At 70.1% G+C, this 18,020-nt stretch carries 16 protein-coding genes and 3 pseudogenes; 6 read left to right on the forward strand and 13 right to left on the reverse strand.

Features of this window, described 5'->3' with window-relative positions; genetic code table 11:
- Positions 1-435 precede the first annotated feature (435 nt).
- From G361_RS42690 to G361_RS42695, 4 genes and pseudogenes are all read left to right on the forward strand, one after another.
- A complete protein-coding gene (locus tag G361_RS42690; RefSeq protein ID WP_019926505.1) occupies positions 436-1,803 on the forward strand; it encodes a phosphoribosyltransferase family protein in 1,368 nt (455 codons plus the stop codon).
- Between the two features lie 107 nt (positions 1,804-1,910).
- Positions 1,911-2,189: pseudogene (locus G361_RS48120) on the forward strand (acylphosphatase); the annotation flags it as partial.
- A gap of 23 nt (positions 2,190-2,212) precedes the next feature.
- A pseudogene (locus G361_RS50755) lies at positions 2,213-2,344 on the forward strand (Ni/Fe hydrogenase subunit alpha); the annotation flags it as partial.
- Complete coding sequence (locus G361_RS42695; protein ID WP_019926506.1) at positions 2,341-2,820, forward strand: hydrogenase maturation protease; 480 nt, start codon at positions 2,341-2,343, stop codon at positions 2,818-2,820. The pseudogene G361_RS50755 and the gene G361_RS42695, both read left to right, overlap by 4 nt.
- A 64-nt stretch (positions 2,821-2,884) precedes the next feature.
- On the opposite strand, the gene G361_RS0107800 is transcribed toward G361_RS42695, so the two are convergent.
- The 12 genes from G361_RS0107800 to G361_RS0107860 form a co-directional block, all read right to left on the reverse strand.
- Entirely contained in the window at positions 2,885-3,307 is a 423-nt protein-coding gene (locus G361_RS0107800) for an Hsp20/alpha crystallin family protein (protein WP_026342805.1), read from the reverse strand.
- A gap of 80 nt (positions 3,308-3,387) precedes the next feature.
- Entirely contained in the window at positions 3,388-4,749 is a 1,362-nt protein-coding gene (locus G361_RS0107805; protein ID WP_019926508.1) for a YhgE/Pip domain-containing protein, read from the reverse strand.
- Positions 4,733-5,542 carry an HPF/RaiA family ribosome-associated protein gene (locus tag G361_RS42700; protein WP_019926509.1) on the reverse strand — a complete coding sequence of 270 codons (810 nt, stop codon included), beginning with the start codon at positions 5,540-5,542 and terminating at the stop codon, positions 4,733-4,735. Before G361_RS42700 ends, G361_RS0107805 begins: the two co-directional genes overlap by 17 nt.
- Before the next feature lie 298 nt (positions 5,543-5,840).
- Entirely contained in the window at positions 5,841-6,458 is a 618-nt protein-coding gene (locus G361_RS42705; RefSeq protein ID WP_063711804.1) for a V-type ATP synthase subunit D, read from the reverse strand.
- The gene (locus tag G361_RS0107825) at positions 6,455-7,837 is read right to left on the reverse strand and encodes a V-type ATP synthase subunit B (protein ID WP_019926512.1); all 1,383 of its coding nucleotides are present in this window, start codon (positions 7,835-7,837) and stop codon (positions 6,455-6,457) included. Before G361_RS0107825 ends, G361_RS42705 begins: the two co-directional genes overlap by 4 nt.
- Complete coding sequence (locus G361_RS0107830; protein WP_019926513.1) at positions 7,834-9,576, reverse strand: V-type ATP synthase subunit A; 1,743 nt, start codon at positions 9,574-9,576, stop codon at positions 7,834-7,836. The genes G361_RS0107825 and G361_RS0107830 overlap by 4 nt, the downstream gene beginning before the upstream one ends.
- The gene (locus G361_RS0107835) at positions 9,573-10,088 is read right to left on the reverse strand and encodes a hypothetical protein (RefSeq protein WP_019926514.1); all 516 of its coding nucleotides are present in this window, start codon (positions 10,086-10,088) and stop codon (positions 9,573-9,575) included. Before G361_RS0107835 ends, G361_RS0107830 begins: the two co-directional genes overlap by 4 nt.
- Positions 10,085-10,303, reverse strand: a complete 219-nt coding sequence (locus G361_RS0107840; RefSeq protein ID WP_019926515.1) for a V-type ATP synthase subunit F — start codon at positions 10,301-10,303, stop codon at positions 10,085-10,087. Before G361_RS0107840 ends, G361_RS0107835 begins: the two co-directional genes overlap by 4 nt.
- Before the next feature lies 1 nt (position 10,304).
- Positions 10,305-10,724: an ATP synthase subunit C gene (locus G361_RS0107845; RefSeq protein WP_019926516.1), complete on the reverse strand. Its 420-nt coding sequence runs from the start codon at positions 10,722-10,724 to the stop codon at positions 10,305-10,307.
- Positions 10,718-12,091 carry a V-type ATPase 116kDa subunit family protein gene (locus tag G361_RS0107850; protein ID WP_036494084.1) on the reverse strand — a complete coding sequence of 458 codons (1,374 nt, stop codon included), beginning with the start codon at positions 12,089-12,091 and terminating at the stop codon, positions 10,718-10,720. The genes G361_RS0107845 and G361_RS0107850 overlap by 7 nt, the downstream gene beginning before the upstream one ends.
- Complete coding sequence (locus G361_RS0107855; RefSeq protein WP_019926518.1) at positions 12,075-13,022, reverse strand: hypothetical protein; 948 nt, start codon at positions 13,020-13,022, stop codon at positions 12,075-12,077. The genes G361_RS0107850 and G361_RS0107855 overlap by 17 nt, the downstream gene beginning before the upstream one ends.
- The gene (locus tag G361_RS0107860) at positions 12,989-13,438 is read right to left on the reverse strand and encodes a hypothetical protein (RefSeq protein WP_019926519.1); all 450 of its coding nucleotides are present in this window, start codon (positions 13,436-13,438) and stop codon (positions 12,989-12,991) included. The genes G361_RS0107855 and G361_RS0107860 overlap by 34 nt, the downstream gene beginning before the upstream one ends.
- A 275-nt stretch (positions 13,439-13,713) precedes the next feature.
- On the opposite strand from G361_RS0107860, the gene G361_RS42710 reads away from it, so the two are divergent.
- A complete protein-coding gene (locus tag G361_RS42710; protein ID WP_019926520.1) occupies positions 13,714-14,007 on the forward strand; it encodes an SHOCT domain-containing protein in 294 nt (97 codons plus the stop codon).
- Positions 14,008-14,114: 107 nt separating this feature from the next.
- Positions 14,115-16,667, forward strand: a complete 2,553-nt coding sequence (locus G361_RS0107870) for a cation-translocating P-type ATPase (RefSeq protein WP_231386816.1) — start codon at positions 14,115-14,117, stop codon at positions 16,665-16,667.
- On the opposite strand, the pseudogene G361_RS48125 reads toward G361_RS0107870, so the two are convergent.
- Positions 16,644-17,939, reverse strand: a pseudogene (locus G361_RS48125) (APC family permease); the annotation flags it as partial. The gene G361_RS0107870 and the pseudogene G361_RS48125 overlap by 24 nt on opposite strands.
- Between the last annotated feature and the right edge of the window lie 81 nt (positions 17,940-18,020).

Genomic DNA, 18,020 nt, shown 5'->3' on the forward strand with positions numbered 1-18,020 from the left:
CGCTGCGCCGACCAGGCTTCCCGGCTCTCCTCGATACAAACCCACATGCTACCGGCACCGCCGTCGGGGATCTGTCCCGCCTGGCGCGATGGCGCCGCCGCTCCCCGAACCGGCATAAAGATGCTGTTCGAACCCAGTAGAGGATCTGGCGGCGCCACCGAAGCGGTCGAGTATCTCCCGGAGCTGCTGGGCGTCGTCGTCGGTGGTGGCGATGGTCATAGCCGGTTGGAGGTCGGCGGAACGTGACTTTCGGCAGTTCGGCGGAGGACCTTCGCCGGATGTGGTTGCCGGACACCCGGTACATGCTTGATCTGTCGAAATCGTCCCGGCAGTCCACCTGAGCCGGCGCGCTTTCGTCGCGATCGGCCGGCAGTTCCTGCGCTGCGGGGAGAATGCCGTGCAATTTCTACCCGGCAACCTCCCAGGGAGTCTCACATGCTGTTCCGTGATCGCTACGACGCCGGCCGGCAGCTCGCGTCGCGGCTACGTTTCCTGCGCGGCGAGGACGTGGTCGTGCTCGGGATACCGCACGGCGGAGTAGCTGTCGCTGCCGAGGTGGCGTCCGCGCTGCATGCCCCGCTGGATGTGGTCACCGTGCGCAGACTCGGCCTGCCCTATCAGCCGGACCTGCCGTTCGGCACGATCGGCGAGGGCGGTGTGCAAATCCTCGACGATGCCGTGATCCGGGAAGCTGCTCTCGACCAGGGCGCGATCGCTGCGGTGAAATACCGTGAGCGTCAACAACTTTCTCGTGCAGCGGAATACTTTCGGCGCGGTGGGGCCGGGATTCCGCTGACGGGCCGGACCGTGGTGATCGTTGACGACGGCATCGCAGGCGGGGACACCGCACGCACCGCATGTCGTGTTGCTCGGTCGCAGGGCGCCGCCCGGGTCGTGCTGGCGGTCCCAGTGGCCGCGCGGGATGCCTCGAAGGCAATGGAAGATGAGGCAGATCTGGTGATCTGCCTCGAAACCTCGGCTGACATCGTCGCTGCCGGCCGTGTCTACCGCGACCTCCGATACATTTCCGATGATACGGTGGCCGATCTGCTCGACCTCGTTGCCGCGGGATTGCCGCTGCCGCAACCTGTTTCCTTCGAGGCTCCGCACCGGAGCGACGAGGAGATCCGGATCGTCGCGGGTGCGGTCGAACTTGCCGGGTGCCTCACCATGCCCGAAAACGCTCGCGGCGTTGTCATCTCGGCACACAGCAGTGCACGAGGCCGCCTCGGCCCCCGCAACCGTCGCCTCGCCGCGGCGCTGCAGGACGCCGGGATGGGCACGCTGCTACTGGATCTGCTGCATCCGACCGAGGAAATACACCGAGCCAACACCACCGACATCGACCTGCTTGCCACACGCCTGATCGAAACCACTGGATGGCTGAGCAATCGGCACTCTGTGATGGATCTGCCGATCGGATATCTCGGCGCGGGTACCGCAGCCGCGGCGGCGCTGGTGGCCGCGGCGGACCCACGACTGGAAGTCTCGGCAGTGGTATCGCACGGCGGGCGCCCGGATCTCGCCGACCCCGCCTTGGATCTCGTCCATGCCCCGACGCTGTTCATCGTCGGCGGCGACGACCCGGTGGTGCTCGGGCTGAATCAATATGCGCGACAGGCCGTGCCGGGCGAAACCGAGCTTGCTGTGGTACCCGACGCCACACACCTTTTCGCTGAACCGGGCGCGCTCGAGATCGTGGCCGCGCTGACAAGCGACTGGTTCATCGCGAACCTCGGCCGACCCGTATTCCGAGCCCTCGATGTCGGAGGCTGCGCACCGAGCGAACGAGCTCGAACGTAAGCCAGGCGCGCTGCCGACGAGCACGAGCCGGGTCCGTGCACGCCCGAGACCGAGCGGGCCCGGGCAGCGTCTTCCTTGCCAGATCGGGACCTTCTGCCCTTGGCCGGATGGTCGGCCGCCGTCATCGTAGACGGGTGCACATCCGCGAGCAGCCCGCCGGCGAGCAGCGGTGTGCCCATGTGGTGGTGGAGGGAGTCGTGCAAGGAGTCGGCTTCCGCCCCTTCGTATATCGCCTCGCCGGTGACCTGGGACTTGCCGGTGACGTGCGGAACTCGGGCGGGCGGGTCGACATCCGGATCGCCGGACCCGGTGCCGCGGTGGACGATTTCCTCGGCAGGCTGGTCGCCGCGGCTCCCAGCTCGGCTCGGGTGGACAGCGTCGAGGTGACCACCCTGTCCGCGGTCCGCGCCGGGTCGTCTCCGACAATCTGGATCTCGACGATGCGGCACTCACGGCGTTGTGCGAGCGCACCATTCGCAACTACGACCCGTGCATCTCGTGCGCGGCGCATTTCCTCCACCTGGACGTGGAACGCGGATGACCGGCGCCCGCGCGGTCGTCGTCGGCGTCGGCAACGACTATCGCCGCGACGACGGAATCGGTCCGGCCGTGGCACGTGCCGTCGAAAAGCTCTGTCTGCCCGGTGTTCTCGCCACGATCTGCGACGGCGAGCCGACCGGGTTGCTGGATGCCTGGGCGGGGGCGGATCTCGCCGTCGTGGTCGATGCGGTGCTGTGCGAGCCCGCCACGCCGGGCCGGATCTGGCTGACCACCGCCGCCAGCTCGCACGCGCTCGGCATTCCCGATGCGGTCCCGCTGGGCGCGGTCCTCGGTCGGCTGCCCCGGGAAATCGTGGTCGTCGCCGTCGAGGCGCAAACCCTCGAACTCGGTGCCGGACTGTCCGATCGGGTGGCGGCGGCGCTTCCGGAAGCGATCCGGGTGACGATGCGCGAGGTGGAACGAGTCCGGACGGCACCGGCGAGCGCGGGCCACGACACCGGCTCCGACACGATGTAGGCGCACAGTCGATGCGCCGCCACCGGGTCGATCCACGCGTCGTGGCCCGCGAGATGCGGACCGGTTACTCGCCCGACTTGACTTCGACCCGCTTCACCGGCTGCTTCGCCTCGGCCAGCGGAATGCGAACGGTGAGAATGCCTTTGGTGTAGTCGGCGGTGACGTCCTCGTCCGTCGCCCCGGCCGGCAGCGCGACGGTGCGCACGAAGGAGCCGTAGCTGAATTCGGAACGTCCCTTCTCCGCCCGGTTCTCGCTGCGCTCGGCCCGGATGGTGAGCTGGCCGTCGTGCACCGACACCTCGAGATCCTTCGCCGGGTCGACGCCCGGGATCTCGGCACGGACCACATACCGGTCGTCCTCGACGGTGTCCTCGACCCGGAGTAGGTGCGTACCGAACGTCGGCGACAGACCGGGGATGAAGGCGCTCCACACATCGGCGAAATCCGTCAGCAGCGCGGACTGGCGGCGGGCCGGAAGCTTGCTCATGATCACTCCTGCGTACTCGGTTCCGTCGGATTGATTCCGACAGAATCGATTCCACTCCGATCGCGGCACGCCGGGCAGAGTCACGAGTCGTCGCCGACCGGGACCGAAGTCCCACGCCGGCACACAGCGTGGCCGCGGCGATCAACGCCCCGCGAGGTCCGGGCACGCGCGATGAGCTTGCCCGGGGCACGGGCCATGCCGAGGAGGTCGTAGCCGCCCGCCGCCACAAGTCCGAGGACCGTGCCGACGGCAAGACCCAGCAGCGACATCCACGTGCCTCGGGCGACGCCTGCCTCGGTCTGCCCGTCGAAAAAGGCGATCGCCCGCACGCCCAGGTACACCTGCCGTAGCGGCTCGAAACTCGACGACCAGGACAACGCGGCCGGTACCGCCTCGAGCGGTATGGTCCCACCGGCCGACGGCACGCCCAGCACGATGAACACCACCAGATTCACCAGTAGGCCCGCGGTGCCGAAGGCTGCGAGCACGGACAATGCGGTGACCCCGACCGCGGCGACGGCGAGCGTGCCGAACAGGAACAGCGCCGCCGGACGGTCGTCGGGCATGTCCAGGGCCGCGGAGACGGCCAGCAGTACCGCGGATACCACGGGCGCCACGGCCAGCTGCACCAGCCACTTCCGGGCCAGAACGGCGAACCGCGATCGTGGCGGCCGGGGCCGTAGGCGGTACCACGGCCCGTACTCCATCGGCGCAAACCCGAGCTCGGCGTCGACCATGAGGTGAATGATCATCGCCCCGGAGAATCCGGCCAACACCAGCACCAGGGCATAGAAGAACGCCGTCAGGCCCTGCCCCTGGCCGTGTGGCAGCGGACGATCGGGCACCGTGACGATGTCGATCGGATTCGCCAGCACGATCCGGGCCGCCCCCACGGTGGCGGTCGGCGGAACGAGGCGCGCTTGCATCAACTCGCCGAGCCGGATGCCGAGGTCCGCGTTCACCGCCGTCAGGGCGCGTTCGGCGAAGCTCTGCACGAGGACGGTCGCGTACGGCCCCATCCGGGGATTGGTGACGACCGTGATGATCGGCTGTTCCACGTCACCGGGTACGACGGCCGCCGCTGCCAGGATCTCCAGCCGCTGGCTGAAGTCGCCGGGGATGATGATCGCTCCGTACACCCGGCCTTGCCGCAGTGCGTGTTCGGCGGCGTCGACGCCCATCGGACGCAGTTCGATCTCGTCGGCCGGTACCTCGCGCAGCAGAGCGGTGGCGATCCCTCGGCCGGCGTTCGCCGCGCCGGGCGCACCCACATCCGAGTCCACCAGGGCAACCGGAAAACGGTGCAGGTGATGCTCCGGATCCGCCACGTAGGCCAGGTACGTAGAGCCCAGCAATGCGGTCAACAGCGCCACCACCAGCGCCGGCAGCGCCCATGTCCGGGCCCACCGGCGGGCATCCGCAAGGTTACGGCTGCGCCACATGGCCGGCCCCCGGTGCGACAGCGGCCGTCAGCAGTCCGTAGTGCCCGTCGTACCGGTGGTAGACCAGACGGCCACGGCCGGAGCCGGGTCCGATGAAGAAGACGAACGACCGGCCCGACAACTCCAATCGGTCGACGGCGGCCTCCTCGTCCAGTACGGGCGCGGCGCCGGCGTCGAGGGTGTAGTCGACGTCACCCGCGACGATGGCCTCGGGGCGTGGATTCGCCTGCGCGAGATGCAATCCCGTGTCGGTGCGGTACAGCACACTGTCGACACCGCTGCCGGATTCGGTGAACAGATGGAATTCGTAGTCCATCGTTTCCATGTCCTGTGCCGCTTCGTCGCAGAGCTGCGGGACCGGGGCGAATGCGGCCCGGCGATACACCTCGCGCTGCTCCGGCGGGCGCGGGAAGTACGACAGCGGCTCGCGCCGGGGGTCGTCGCGGCGCCATTCGTGTGCCGCGTGCCGATCGTGGTTGCCGCGCGCGGTGTCTCCGTGCCGGGGCAGCCGCCGCAGGCGGGCGGTGAGCCGCTCGGCGAGCAGATCGACGGCCTCCCGGCTGGTCGCCGCCTCGGTGCGGGCTTGGACCGGTCGACCGTCCACGTCCACATTCACATGCGCCACAACCGGTTTCGCGACCGCCGGGTCGGGATGACCGGTCAACCTGACATACACACCGAGCACCGGCTGCGGGGTGTGCCGCAGGGCATCGTCGATCTTCTCGCGGGCGTAGTCCGCCGCTGCCGCCGACACGTGCCGGTCGGCCGAGATCACACATTCCACATTCGTCATGGATCCACGATGCGATGCGGGTGTTCGCCGAAACAGGGCCGAAATCACTTGTGCGGAGGGACGATCGGCAGTCCCGGATCAGCGCGGTCGCCCTCGTCCGGACATTCGATCGTCGATCGGATCAGTCGGAGACGGGCGCCGACACTGTCGCGGCTCCGGATACCTCGCGGCTCAGGAATGCGCTGATATCGGTGATCGAACTCAGTCCGATCACAGCTACGATCCCGGGCCGCCGCAACCTTCGGACAGAGGCACAAGGCACCGGTACCGGGCATTGCGGCACCGGCGTGGACCGGGATCACTTCCCCGGTTCCAGGAGGCGATCGGTGCGGCCCGGAACCACGCGCTCGGTGCGCTCCCGTTCCTCGAGGGCCAGGTCCAGTTCCGCCAGCGCGGTATGCAGTGCCGGAATGCGGCGATGCCGCAGTGCCCGGACCCGCAGCCCGGTGGCCGTGAGTTCATCTTCGACCGCTTGTACCGCGGCGGTCGCAACGGCGTGCCGGGCGGCTGCGTCGACTGCCGCAATGGTCGCGGCCCGGGCAGCTTCCGTGGTCGCACCGGTCGCCGCACATCCGGACGGATCGTCCGGGACGGACAGCTGCACCGCGTCCGGATATCTCACCCCGGCCACCGTGGCGCTGCCGACGGTCAGTTCGGCGGACTGCCCCGCTCCGGCGAGCAGCAACGACCACTGACCGCCGAGCAGAGCCGCCCGAGTCTGCCGGATGCGGGCGGCGGCGGCAGCTGCCGCCCAGTCTGCCCGGGTCCGCTCACCCTCGGTGCGCAACTCCGCCAGCCGGTCGCCGAGTATGGCCTGCTTCTGTTCCAGCAGCGACAGCGCGGAGTCGGCGAGCTCGATCCGATCGCGCAGCCACACTCGCCCTGCTCGGCCCGGTGGCACTCGTAACCTGGTCACGACGGGTCACCGAGATGTCGGTCGAGCAGCTCGGCCGGCAGCATGGTCAGCGCGCTGCGTGGCAGGCGGGCGAGGACTCGCCACACCCGGTCCAGCGTGTCGTCGAGGCCGCGGCGTTCGACAGCGCCCTGACCTACCAGTTCGGCAGTGAACGCGTCGGCGAGATCCAGATGCGCACGATCCAGATCGGTCAACGCGCCGGTGCCGATCAGCTCCGCCAGGTCCCGCACCTGGCGGGCACGGGACAGTGCGGCCAGCAGTTGAGCCGCCACCGGTAGATGGTCGGCGCGGGTCCGCCCCGGACCGGCGCCGTGGCGCATCAGCCGGGACAGCGACGACAGGACGTCGACCGGCGGGTAGACACCGCGGGCGTGCTGTTCCGCCGACAACACGATCTGCCCTTCGGTGATGTATCCGGTCAGATCGGGTACCGGGTGGGTGATGTCCCCACCCGGCATGGTCAGCACCGGCAGCACCGTCACCGATCCCGATCGGCCGCGTATCCGCCCGCACCGCTCGTACAGCGACGCCAGGTCGCTGTAGAGATAGCCGGGATACGCTCGGCGACTGGGAATTTCGTTGCGAGCCGCCGAGACCTCGCGCAACGCCTCGGCGTAGTCGGTCATATCGGCCAGCACCACCAGGACGTGCCGGCCTGCCTCGGTGCCGAAGGCCAGCTCCTCGGCGATGGTCAGCGCGGCCCGTGGGGTCAGCAGCCGCTCCACCACCGGATCATCGGCCAGATTCAACAGCAGCGCGAGTTCGCCTGCGGCGCTGCGTTCTTCCAGTGTGTCGCGGAGCCGGTCGGCGTCGGAATGGGTGAGGCCGAGCGCGGCGACCACCACACAGAACGGCTCGCCGGCCACCTCGGCCTGGGCGGCGATCTGGCCGGCGAGTTCCAGGTGCGGCAACCCCGGCACCGAGAAGATCGGCAGTTTCTGCCCCCGAACCAGCGTGGTCAGGGCATCGATCACCGACACGCCGGTGAGTACGGGATCCGCGGGCGGCTCCCGATGGGTCGGGTTCAGGGGCGCACCCGATACCGGCCGCCTCGGCCCGGTGACCGCCGGACCACCGTCCAACGGCTCGCCGCGACCGTTGCACACTCGCCCGAGCCATCCGTCGCCCACGGGGATCTCGAACGGTGCGCCGACGAATTCGACGACCGTCCGGGCGGGATCGATGCCGGCCGTGCCCTCCAGCACCTCGACCACCGCCACATCCCCGGAGACCTCCAGGACGACGCCGGCGCGGCGGCCGTCCGCGCACTCGATGTGAACGTATTCGTCCCAGCCCACGCCCTCGACCCCGGTCACCACCAGCAACGGGCCCCGCACATCACTGATCTGCGTGTAGCGCAGCCATTCTCGTGGGTTCACCGCAAAGCCTCCGGTTCGGCCGGCGCCGGATGTGCGAGTTCTTCCAGACGGGCCAGCAGGGTATCGCGAATTGCGGCCACAGCGGCAGTGTCCTCGGGACCGGCGGCCTCGGGCGCGCGGATCAGCGGGCCGAAGTCCATCGCCTCCAGTAGTTCCGGGGCGACCCCGGACCGCGCCAGTGCGCGGCAGCAGTCGATCACGGCCAGTGTCGCATCGGCGATCGCGTCCGACTTCGCTTCCGAACAATAAGCATCGTTGGGCGACAACGCATTCTGTGCCAGCACACCGTCGCGTAGCAGCCGTCCCGCCAGCAGTGTCATCCGTTGATCGGCAGGCAGCGAACCGGTTCCGACGAGCTCGGTGAGGGCGGTGAGCCGATCGGCCTCCGCCAGCAGACCCAGCACGCGGCTGCGACGGCCTGCCGTCTCGGTGCCGGTCGCGGCGCTCAGCCCCTGTACATCGTGGGAGAACGACGCCGACCAGGACACCGCCGGATAATGCCGGGCATAAGCGAGATCGCGGTCCAGGGTCCAGCGGCAACGGACGAGACGTTCGGTCTGGACGGTCACCGGTTCGGAGAGGTCACCACCCGGCGGCGATACCGCGCCGATGATCGTCACCGACCCCACCGGCCCGGCCAGGGTGTCCACCATCGCGGCCCGCTCGTAGAACGCTGCCAGCGCCGAGGCCAGATCCGCCGGGTACCCCTCCTCGGCGGGCAACGCTCCGAGACGAGAACCGAACTCGCGCAGCGCTTCCGCCCATCGCGAGGTCGAATCGGCGATCACGACGCTGTGATACCCCATGTCCCGGAAGTACTCCGCCACCGTGACGCCGGTGTAGATGCCCGCCTCACGCGCCATCATGGGCATGTTGGAGGTGTTGGCGATGACCACCGTGCGGTCGGCCAGCCTCCCCCTGGTGCGGGGATCGGTCAGCGCGAACAATTCCGCGACCACCTCCGCCATCTCGTTGCCGCGCTCGCCGCATCCGATGTAGACGATCACATCCGCGTCGCACCATTTGGCGAGCTGTTGCAGCAACATCGTCTTGCCGGTGCCGAATCCACCCGGCACGGCCACCGTCGCGCCTTTCGCGACCGGGAACAGCAGATCCACCGCGCGCTGACCGGTGCGGAGCGGCACCGTCGGCGGCCGTCGGCGGCGAGCCGGCCGGGCGGTCCGCACCGGCCAGTACTGCGCGATCGTCACCGGGACTCCGGCGACCTCTGCCACCGGCTCGTCGGCTGTGTATTCGCCTTCGGCGGCGATCCAATCGAGCCGGCCGTGCACAGCGGGTGGGACCAGGACCCGGTATTGCAGCGGACCGGCGCCGGGCACTGTGCCGAGGACCGCGCCGGCCCGCACTGTCGAGCCCTCGTCGTCGACAGGACGAAAGTGCCAGCGCTGCTCCGGTTCTCGCATTTCCGTCGCCGGAACGAGCCAGGTCGGTGCGCTGGTCAGCGGCCGCAGCAGGCCGTCGAAAACCCCGCCGAGCAGATCCGGCGCCAGCCGCGCCGACAGCGGGCGCCGCAGCGGCGTCACGGCGGCACCCGGTCCCAATCCACCGGTGTATTCGTAGGCTTGCGCCGTCACCCGGTCGGCGCCGATGCCGACCACCTCGGCCATGATCCTCGAATCACCCAGTGCCACAAGATCGTTCATTGCCATGCCGGGAAATCGGTCGATCTCGACCAGGGGCCCGGACACCCTGCGGATCCGTGACAGCGGAGCGGTCATGTCCGTACCTCGCCGATCTGCGCCGTCGTCTCGGCGATCGCGCGGGCGGCAACGGTACCGAACCGAAGATCCAGCAGCCGTCCGCCGGCTCGGGCGATCAGGCCCCCGCCCGGATCGATCGTCACGTCCGCCTCCGGTCCCAGCACCGCGAATGCGGTGGCGCGCAGCGCTTCCAGTACCGCCGGATAGCCGGATTCGTCGGCCAGACCCAGCACCGCCGCGGTCGAGGCGGCACGGAATCCGTCGTCGGCCGCGCGCCGGGCCGCGAGTATCGCCGCGCGTCGCTGCCGCGCCGCACGATGTTCGGTCGCTGTCACCATGGCTTCTGCGCGCCGGCGACCGAGTGCGACCGCGCGACCGGTGATCGCGGCCGCGTCGGCCTCGGCTCGTTGCTGTTCCGCGAGCGCGTCGGCTTCGGCCGCGCGCACGGTCAGTTCCGCCTCGTTCTCGGCGTCGGCTGCGATGTGAGCTCTGAGGTCGATCAGTGCCGCCTCGGCCTCTCCGGTGCTCATTGCGGCATCACCGCGACCAGCAGTGCCGTACTCGCGGTCTCGGCACTCAGGTGGGTGGCGGCGGCCGGGGTGAGGATCACCATCGCGGTCCCGGGAATCAGCTCCGACCACGCCTGCCGCACGGCCGCCGGATCCGCGGCCTCGTGGACGGTGACACCGGCGAGGGCATAGCCGGTCACCCGGCCGGGCTCGCCGATGATCGCGATGCCGCCCATGTCAGGCCTTTCCGATCAGCATCACCGCGATGATCAGGCCGTAGATGGCGATCCCCTCGGCCAGCCCGACGATCACCATCGCGCGGCCGAACAATTCCGGTCGCTCGCTCAGCGCCGCCAGCGCGGCCGCGCCGGTGTAGGCGACGGCGATTCCGGCGGCGATGGACGATCCCGCGACCGCGACGGCCGCGCCGATGAGGCCGGCCCAGCCCGCACCGCCGCCGGTGGCCGCCGCCTGGGCGTCCGCCAGCGCGGGCCCGGCCGAGACCAACAACACCGTGGACGCCCCGCCCAGCAGGACGGCGAGAGCGCCTGCGGCAGCACACAACCGCCATGCGGACCGGCCGCGGTGTCGGCGTGCGGCAGTGACCAGTGCGGCGGTGACCACCAGCACGGGAACAGCGATTATCCAGGTCAGCATGGTTGCTCCGTTTCCTCGATCGGGATCCGCCACGGCGTGAACGGTCGTCCCGTCCCGGCGAAGATCCTGGAGAACAATTCGTAGAACTCGAGCCGCAGTGCCTGCACCCCGGCCACCAGCGCCTCCAGTGCGAAAGCCAGCACGTTGCCGACCACGAAAAACACTGCGGCGAAGACGATTCCGGCCGGACCGCGGTCGGCGACCGCGAGCGTGCCGCGCCAGACCACCCAGCCCAGGGCCGCGTGCGTCATACCGAAGGCGGCCAGCCGGGCGAAGGACACCACGTTGGATCCGATGTGCATCACCACATCGAGCAGGCCGATCCCGGAGCGCACCACCCCCGTCGCACCACCACCGGACTCCCCCAGCATGCCGATCAGGGACAGCACCAGCCCCGCCGTGGTGGCGGCCGCACCACCGGCGAGCATCGCCGGCAGCCGCCACAGCACGCCCGCCGCGACGACCGCTCCCAGTCCGAGGAATGTTGCCGCCCCGGCGATTCCGGCCGAGGAATACAGCGCCAGCCGCAGCCCGCCCTCGCGCCAGCGGTTCACCGTCCCGAATCCGTACGACAGTCCCAGCAGCACCGCCCCGGCCGCCAGCGCGACCACCATCAGCCGCACCGGCTGATCCAGTGGATTCAGCCACACCACCGGCACCAGGCCGGTGGGGCCGAAGAATTCTCCGTACAGCACGCCGAAAACGGCGGCGGCGAGACCGGCGCCCGCGACGAACACCCACAATCGGCGCAGTGCCGCCAGTCTCGGGATACGGCCCGAGCGCAACACCGCGGCGGCAGCGATCAGCAACAGGCCGTGGCCGAGGTCACCGAACATCATGCCGAACATCGCGACGTAGGCCAGTCCGGCCGCAACTGTGGGATCGATGTCCCGATACGGCACGGTGCCGTAGATGCCGACCAGCGGTGCGAACGCCCGCCGCACCCGAGGGCTCGTGGTCAGCAGGGTGGGCGGATCGATGCCGGCGGGGGTGGGTAGCGGCACGACCGCCGTACCGAGCGGCCGGAGTCGTTCACGCAGTCCGTCGACCGCCGGTTGTGGGCACCAGCCCGCCCAGGCCGCGATCCGGCCGCGGTGCACCGCGGCGTCCAGCCGGCCACCGAGTTGCCGCTCACCCACCAGCAGATCGGCGCGGCCGGCCTGCTCCAGTGCGTCGAGATCGGGTTCGGCCCGCGACAACAGCGGGGAGACCGTGTCGGTATCGACCCGTTCACCGGCGGCGATGTGATCGAACTCCAGCACACCGGCGGCCGCGACCTCGACGAGCGTCTGCCGGATCGCGTCGACGGGGGCCACCACCGCGACCCGCCGCATCCGCACCGGCGCGAAGTTATCGGACCAGCTCATCGTAGGCCTCCTCGTCCGCTGCCCCGGCGGCAACCTGGAGCGCGGCCCGCACCCGCCACGCGTCGGCGGCCAGCACGGCGACCGCGCCGACCGGCACCGTCGCATCGAAACGCTTGGCGCCCAGCATGAATCGGCCGTCGCGAGCCACCCTGCCCCACCAGCCGAATTCATCGCGCCACAACTCTGCGGTGCCGTCGGACAACGCCCACCGCGCCGTCGCCGGCAGAGCGGAGATATAGGCCGATGGATCCGCTGCTGCGGTGGCACGCTCCCCCAGCAGTCGATCGGATTCGCGGACAACCACTTCCGGGAGAGAACGACGCTCCGCGAAGCGGCGGCGCGCCACCAGCAACGCCAGCCCGCCCGCGGCCCACGGGCGGGCTGCGGCGACCTGCGCGGCGACCCGGCCGGCCCAGACAGCCGTGACCGCGTCGACGAGATCGGGCAGTACGTCCGTGCCGGGATCGCCCCATATCGAATTGCTCAGTGCCGCACGCAGTTCCGGTAAGGTAGTGGCATCCCGCAGGCGTGGCCACGCCCAGGTGAGCGCGCCGGCGTCGTAGCCGGGCGGTCGCGGCAGGCCGGTTGTGGCGGCGGCCAGTGCGGCGATGTTGGCTACTTCGAAACCGCCCGCCAGCGTACGGATCAGGCGCGCACCGGCCGGCGGTTGCCAGCCCGCCAGGACCCGCAACTGCCACAGGATCGCGGCGAAAACGCCGGTTTCGCTGTCGGGCAAGGACATTCCGATGGATACGTGACGGCCGTAGGGGCCGGAACCGAGCAGCCGTTGTGCTGCGGACAGCGAACCTGCCGCGGCGAGATCGCGGGCGCCGGCGACACCCGGGCAGCCGTGGACCAGCGCGACCGCGCGCACGGTGGCCGCCACCCGGCCCGCGCTCATCGGTCCGCCGAGTCCGGGATCGGCGCGCACAGTTGCGCGATCAGCTCGCGGGCCGCCGCGACCACGCGCTCGACCTCATCCGGTAGCCGCTGTGCAGCTTGCCGGGCGATCTCCGCAGTATCCGGGGCACCGTCCCCGGCGGTCGGCGCAGCGCTGCCGATGACCATCTGCTCGGTTTGCGCCGCAACGGATTCCGCATTCTCCGTGGCCTGTGCCCGGACCGTGGCCGCGGTGGCGGATCCGTCCCGGCGAATCCGGTCGGCCCGGTCGAGGGCGGCGCGGCGTATCTGATCGGCACGCTGCTGGTCGTCGTCGAGACGGGCCAGCAGCGGCATCAGTTCCGCGGCCGCGGCGGCCGCCCGGTCCACCGGAATTCCGCCCGGCACGGCGGACCCGGGTGCGCCCGCGGGGCGGAAGCGATCCAGGAAGTCACGCCAGCCGGGCATCCCGCACTCCCATCGGGCGATGGATCCTGCCGTTCATCACGCCTCCGAACAGGGATCGAGTCGATACGAGGTGTCGATCCCAGTCAACGGCAGTCGACCGGACTCGCGGGAGAGCGCAAAGACCGCAACGGTGGGGACCTCGGTCCCTGTCCCGGGCGCCGTCACGGCCGGAATCGACTCTCGTCCCCTGCGATCGGTGCCGTTCGCCCGTGTCGGATCCGTGTCGATGCGGACAGGCTTGGTGAACAACCGCTGAGCATCCGAAGGAGACGGCGATGATGTTCTGGTACGGACACGACATGAGTGGCTGGGGCTATGGCCTGATGACGATCGGCATGGTCGTGTTCTGGGTTCTGGTGATCGGCGGGTTCGCCGCGCTGGTCCGCTACACGGCCGGCCCGGTCCCCGGCAACGGGCCGTCCCACTCCGGGCCGACCCCGCAGCAGGTGCTGGCCGACCGATACGCACGAGGAGAGATCGATGACGAGGAGTATGTGCGGAGACTGGACACATTGAACGCCCGGATGTCGCCGAGCACTTCCCGGGGTCCGTCCGGACCCACGGCCTGAAATCCGAGCCGGGCGGTAACCATCGGCACGGCTCGGTGCGGCAAGCGCCGGGCCGGCAGCGCGGAACGGACGGGGTGAAAATGGTGACGAGTCCGATCGAATCGATCGTGACGAGCGGGCTGTCCTCGGTCGAGGCAGCCGAGCGGCTGGCTCGTGACGGCGCGAACATCCTGCCGCAACCGCCGCCGGTGCGCTGGTGGCAGCGGATCGTGACGCAGTTGCGGGACCCGTTGATCGTGGTTCTCCTGGTGGCGGCGCTGTTGACCGCGGTAATCGCGGACTGGACCGATATGGCGGTGATCCTGCTGGTGGTGACAGCCAACACCGCGGTCGGTGTGGTGCAGGAGATCCGTGCCGATCACGCGATCGCGGCGTTGTCCCGGTTGACCGCGCCCGCCGCCGGCGTCATCCGGGACGGGGTTCAGCAGGAGGTACCGGCCGCCGAGGTGGTGGTCGGTGATGTGCTGGTGCCGGCCGAAGGTGACATCGTGGCCGCCGATGCGACCGTGATCGAAGCAGCGGCGCTGCGGGTGGACGAATCCGCGCTGACCGGTGAGTCCGTACCGGTGGACAAAGCCGTGCACGGGAACGATGCGATGTTCGCCGGCACCGTCGTCGTGAAGGGCCGGGGCCGGGCGGTGGTGACCGCCGTCGGGGCGGCCAGTGCCACCGGCCGGATCGCTCGAATGCTGGACTCGGGCAGTGGACCGACGCCGTTGCAACGCAGGCTCGTGGATGTCGGCCGGTTGCTCGCCGCGGTGACGGTGGGGTTGTGCGTGATCGTGCTGGTGTCGGGCCTGGTCCGGGGCGAGCCGGTGGGATTGATGGCGGTGACGGCGATCAGCCTGGCGGTGGCCGCCGTCCCGGAATCGCTTCCCGCCGTGGTCACTCTGGGGCTGGCGCTGGGTGCCCGGCGCATGGCGGCACGGAATGCCTTGATACGCAAGCTTCCCGCCGTCGAGACGCTGGGTGCGGTGACGGTGCTCGCCACCGACAAGACCGGAACCCTCACCGAAGGCCGGATGGTCGCCCGGCGGATCTGGACACCCGGCACCGAGGCGATCGTGACCGGGTCGGGCTACGCTCCCACCGGTGAGATCCGGGTCGGCGAGCGGGTTCTCACCGCATCGGACCGGGCCGATGTCACGATGCTGCTGACCGCTGCCGCCCTGTGTAACGACGCGCATCTGACGCCTCCGGCCGACGACGGCCGGCCGGGTGCACTCGGTGATCCGACCGAGATCGCGCTGCTGTCCGCCGCGGGCAAACTCGGCTTGTATCGCGACGACGTCGAGGACCGCCTGCCGCGAGTCGGTGAACGGCCGTTCGACAGTGATCGCAAGCGAATGAGCACCATCCACCGCCTGCCCGCCGGGCGGGTCCGGGTGATCTGCAAGGGTGCTCCGGAAGCGGTCCTGAACCCCGACGTGCTCGCCGACGACCCAGCACTCCTGAATCGGGCCACCGAACGAGCAAATGATCTGGCGCACAAGGGCTTCCGCGTACTCGCCCTGGCCTGCGCGGACCTGGCGACGCCGCCACCTGCCGACTCCGACCCCGAGCAGGGGCTGCGTCTGCTCGGCCTGATGGCCATCGTCGACCCACCCCGCGCCACCGCGGGCGACACCATCGCGGCATGCCGGCAAGCGGGAATTCACCCCATCCTGATCACCGGAGATCATCCCGGTACCGCCCGCGCGATCGCCACCGAGGTGGGCATCATCGAAGCCGGCGACCCGGTTGTCGACTGCCGGGCCGAGCAGGTCCCGGCGAAGAGTTCGGTATACGCGCGAGCCACCCCGGCTCAGAAGCTCGCCATCATCGCCGACCTCCGCGACCGCGGCGAAATAGTCGCGATGAACGGCGACGGGGTCAACGACGGACCGGCACTGCGCCGCGCCGACATCGGGGTGGCGATGGGCGGCCGAGGCACCGAGGTGGCCCGCCAGGCGGCCGACGTCGTCCTGGCCGACGACGATCTCGGCACGGTCGTCGCCGCTGTGGAGGAAGGCCGCCGCATCCATGCCAACATCCGCCGGTTCCTGGTCTACGGCCTGGCCGGCGGCGCGACCGAGATCGCGGTCATGCTCACCGGACCGTTCCTGGGTCTCACGCTGCCGTTGCTGCCCGCTCAGATCCTGTGGATCAATCTGCTCACCCACGGACTACCGGGCGTCGCACTCGGCGGCGAGCCCGCGGATCCGAATCTCATGCGTCAGGACCCGCGCCCACCGACCCAGAGCATCCTCGGGGCCGGGCTCTGGCAACGGGTCGTACGCATCGCGATCGTACTGACCGCCGCAACCATCGGCGTCGCGGTATGGGCCGACCACACCGGACGGCCCTGGCAGACCATGGCGTTCTTCACCCTGGGCGCGACCCAGCTCGGTGCCGCGCTCGGCTCCCGCGCCCGGCCCCGCTCACTGGCCAACCCGATGCTGCTCGTCGCTGTCGCTGTCGCCTTGACGCTGCAGTTGGCCGCGCTGTACCTCCCCCTGCTGCGCGACCTGCTCGGCACCGAACCGCTCGCCGGCACCGACCTGCTCATCGTCGCCTGCCTGTCGACCCTCGGATATGCCGCCGTCCGCCTGGACCGGATCCTGCATCCCAGCCGCCGGGATCGGACGCCCGTCAGCGGACGTCGGAGAACCCGCCAGTGATGTGTCCGGAGGAACACTGAAGCCCGTCCGGGCCAATCGGCGTCGGACCGGGTAGGCGAGTGCGCCGACGGCGAGGACCGCCACGCCGGACAGGACCGAGGTGAGGGGCAAGGTGGCAGCAAGAGTCAGGCAGCCGGCGAGGCCGAGGACGGGGACCGTTCGTGGCGGGCGGCCCTCCGCACGAGTCAGTGTCCACGCGGAAGCGTTGGCGATCGAGTAATAGACCAGGACGCCGAAGGAGGAGAAGCCGATCGCGCCGCGCAGATCGGTGACCGCGGAAAGGGTCGCGACGACGAGACCGACGGCCAGTTCGGCGCGGTGCGGCACCTCGAAACGGGGGTGCACGGCGGCGAGAAAGTGCGGCAGGTGCCGATCGCGGGCCATGGCGAAGGTGGTCCGGGAGACCCCGAGGATCAGCGACAGTAACGATCCCAGTGCGGCCGCGACCGCACCGGCTCGGACCACCGGCACCAGCTCCGGGATGCCGGCGACGCGTACCGTGTCCGCCAACGGTGTTGTCGTGGAGCTCAATTCGTGTGGACCGAGCACGGTCAACGCCGCGATGGCGACCACCGCGTACACCGCCGTCGCCGAGGCCAGCGCGATGGGGATCGCGCGCGGGATGGTGCGGGCGGGGTCGCGGACCTCCTCGCCGAGGGTGGCGATCCGCGCGTAGCCGGCGAAGGCGAAGAACAGCAGGGCCGCGGCTTGCAGCACGCCGGAAACCGAGAGGTCGGCGCCGATCGACAACTGCCGGATATCGGCCGCCGGGGATGTGAACGCGGCGACGGCGGTCGCGGCGAGCACGCCGAGGACGACAGCGACGAGGACGCGAGTCAGCAGCATCGACTTCTGGACGCCGCGATAGTTCAACACGCTCAGGGCCACGACCGCGGCGACGGCGACCTCGTGGGCTCGGCTCGGCCACGCGTAGGCGCCGACGGTCAGGGCCATGGCCGCGCAGGAGGCGGTCTTGCCGATCACGAATCCCCAACCGGCCAGGTAGCCCCAGAATTCGCCGAGGCGTTCGCGGCCGTAGACGTAGGTGCCGCCGGAGGCGGGGTATCCGGCAGCCAGGCGCGCCGAGGAGGTGGCGTTGCAGTAGGCGACCACAGCGGCGATCGCCAAGCCGACCGGCAGCCCGGACCCGGCAGCGGCCGCTGCCGGGGCGAGCGCGGCGAAAATGCCCGCCCCGATCATGGACCCGAGCCCGATGACCACCGCGTCACCGACACCGAGCCGACGCGCCAACCGGGGACTGGACAAGGTCATGGCAGGCGGCTCCTGACACGTTCACGGGCCGTGACATCGGTGAGACTAGGTGATCTCGGGATCGATATCGCGGTACGGCAG

Origin of the sequence: Nocardia sp. BMG111209 (assembly GCF_000381925.1) — a bacterium.
GTDB lineage: Bacteria > Actinomycetota > Actinomycetes > Mycobacteriales > Mycobacteriaceae > Nocardia.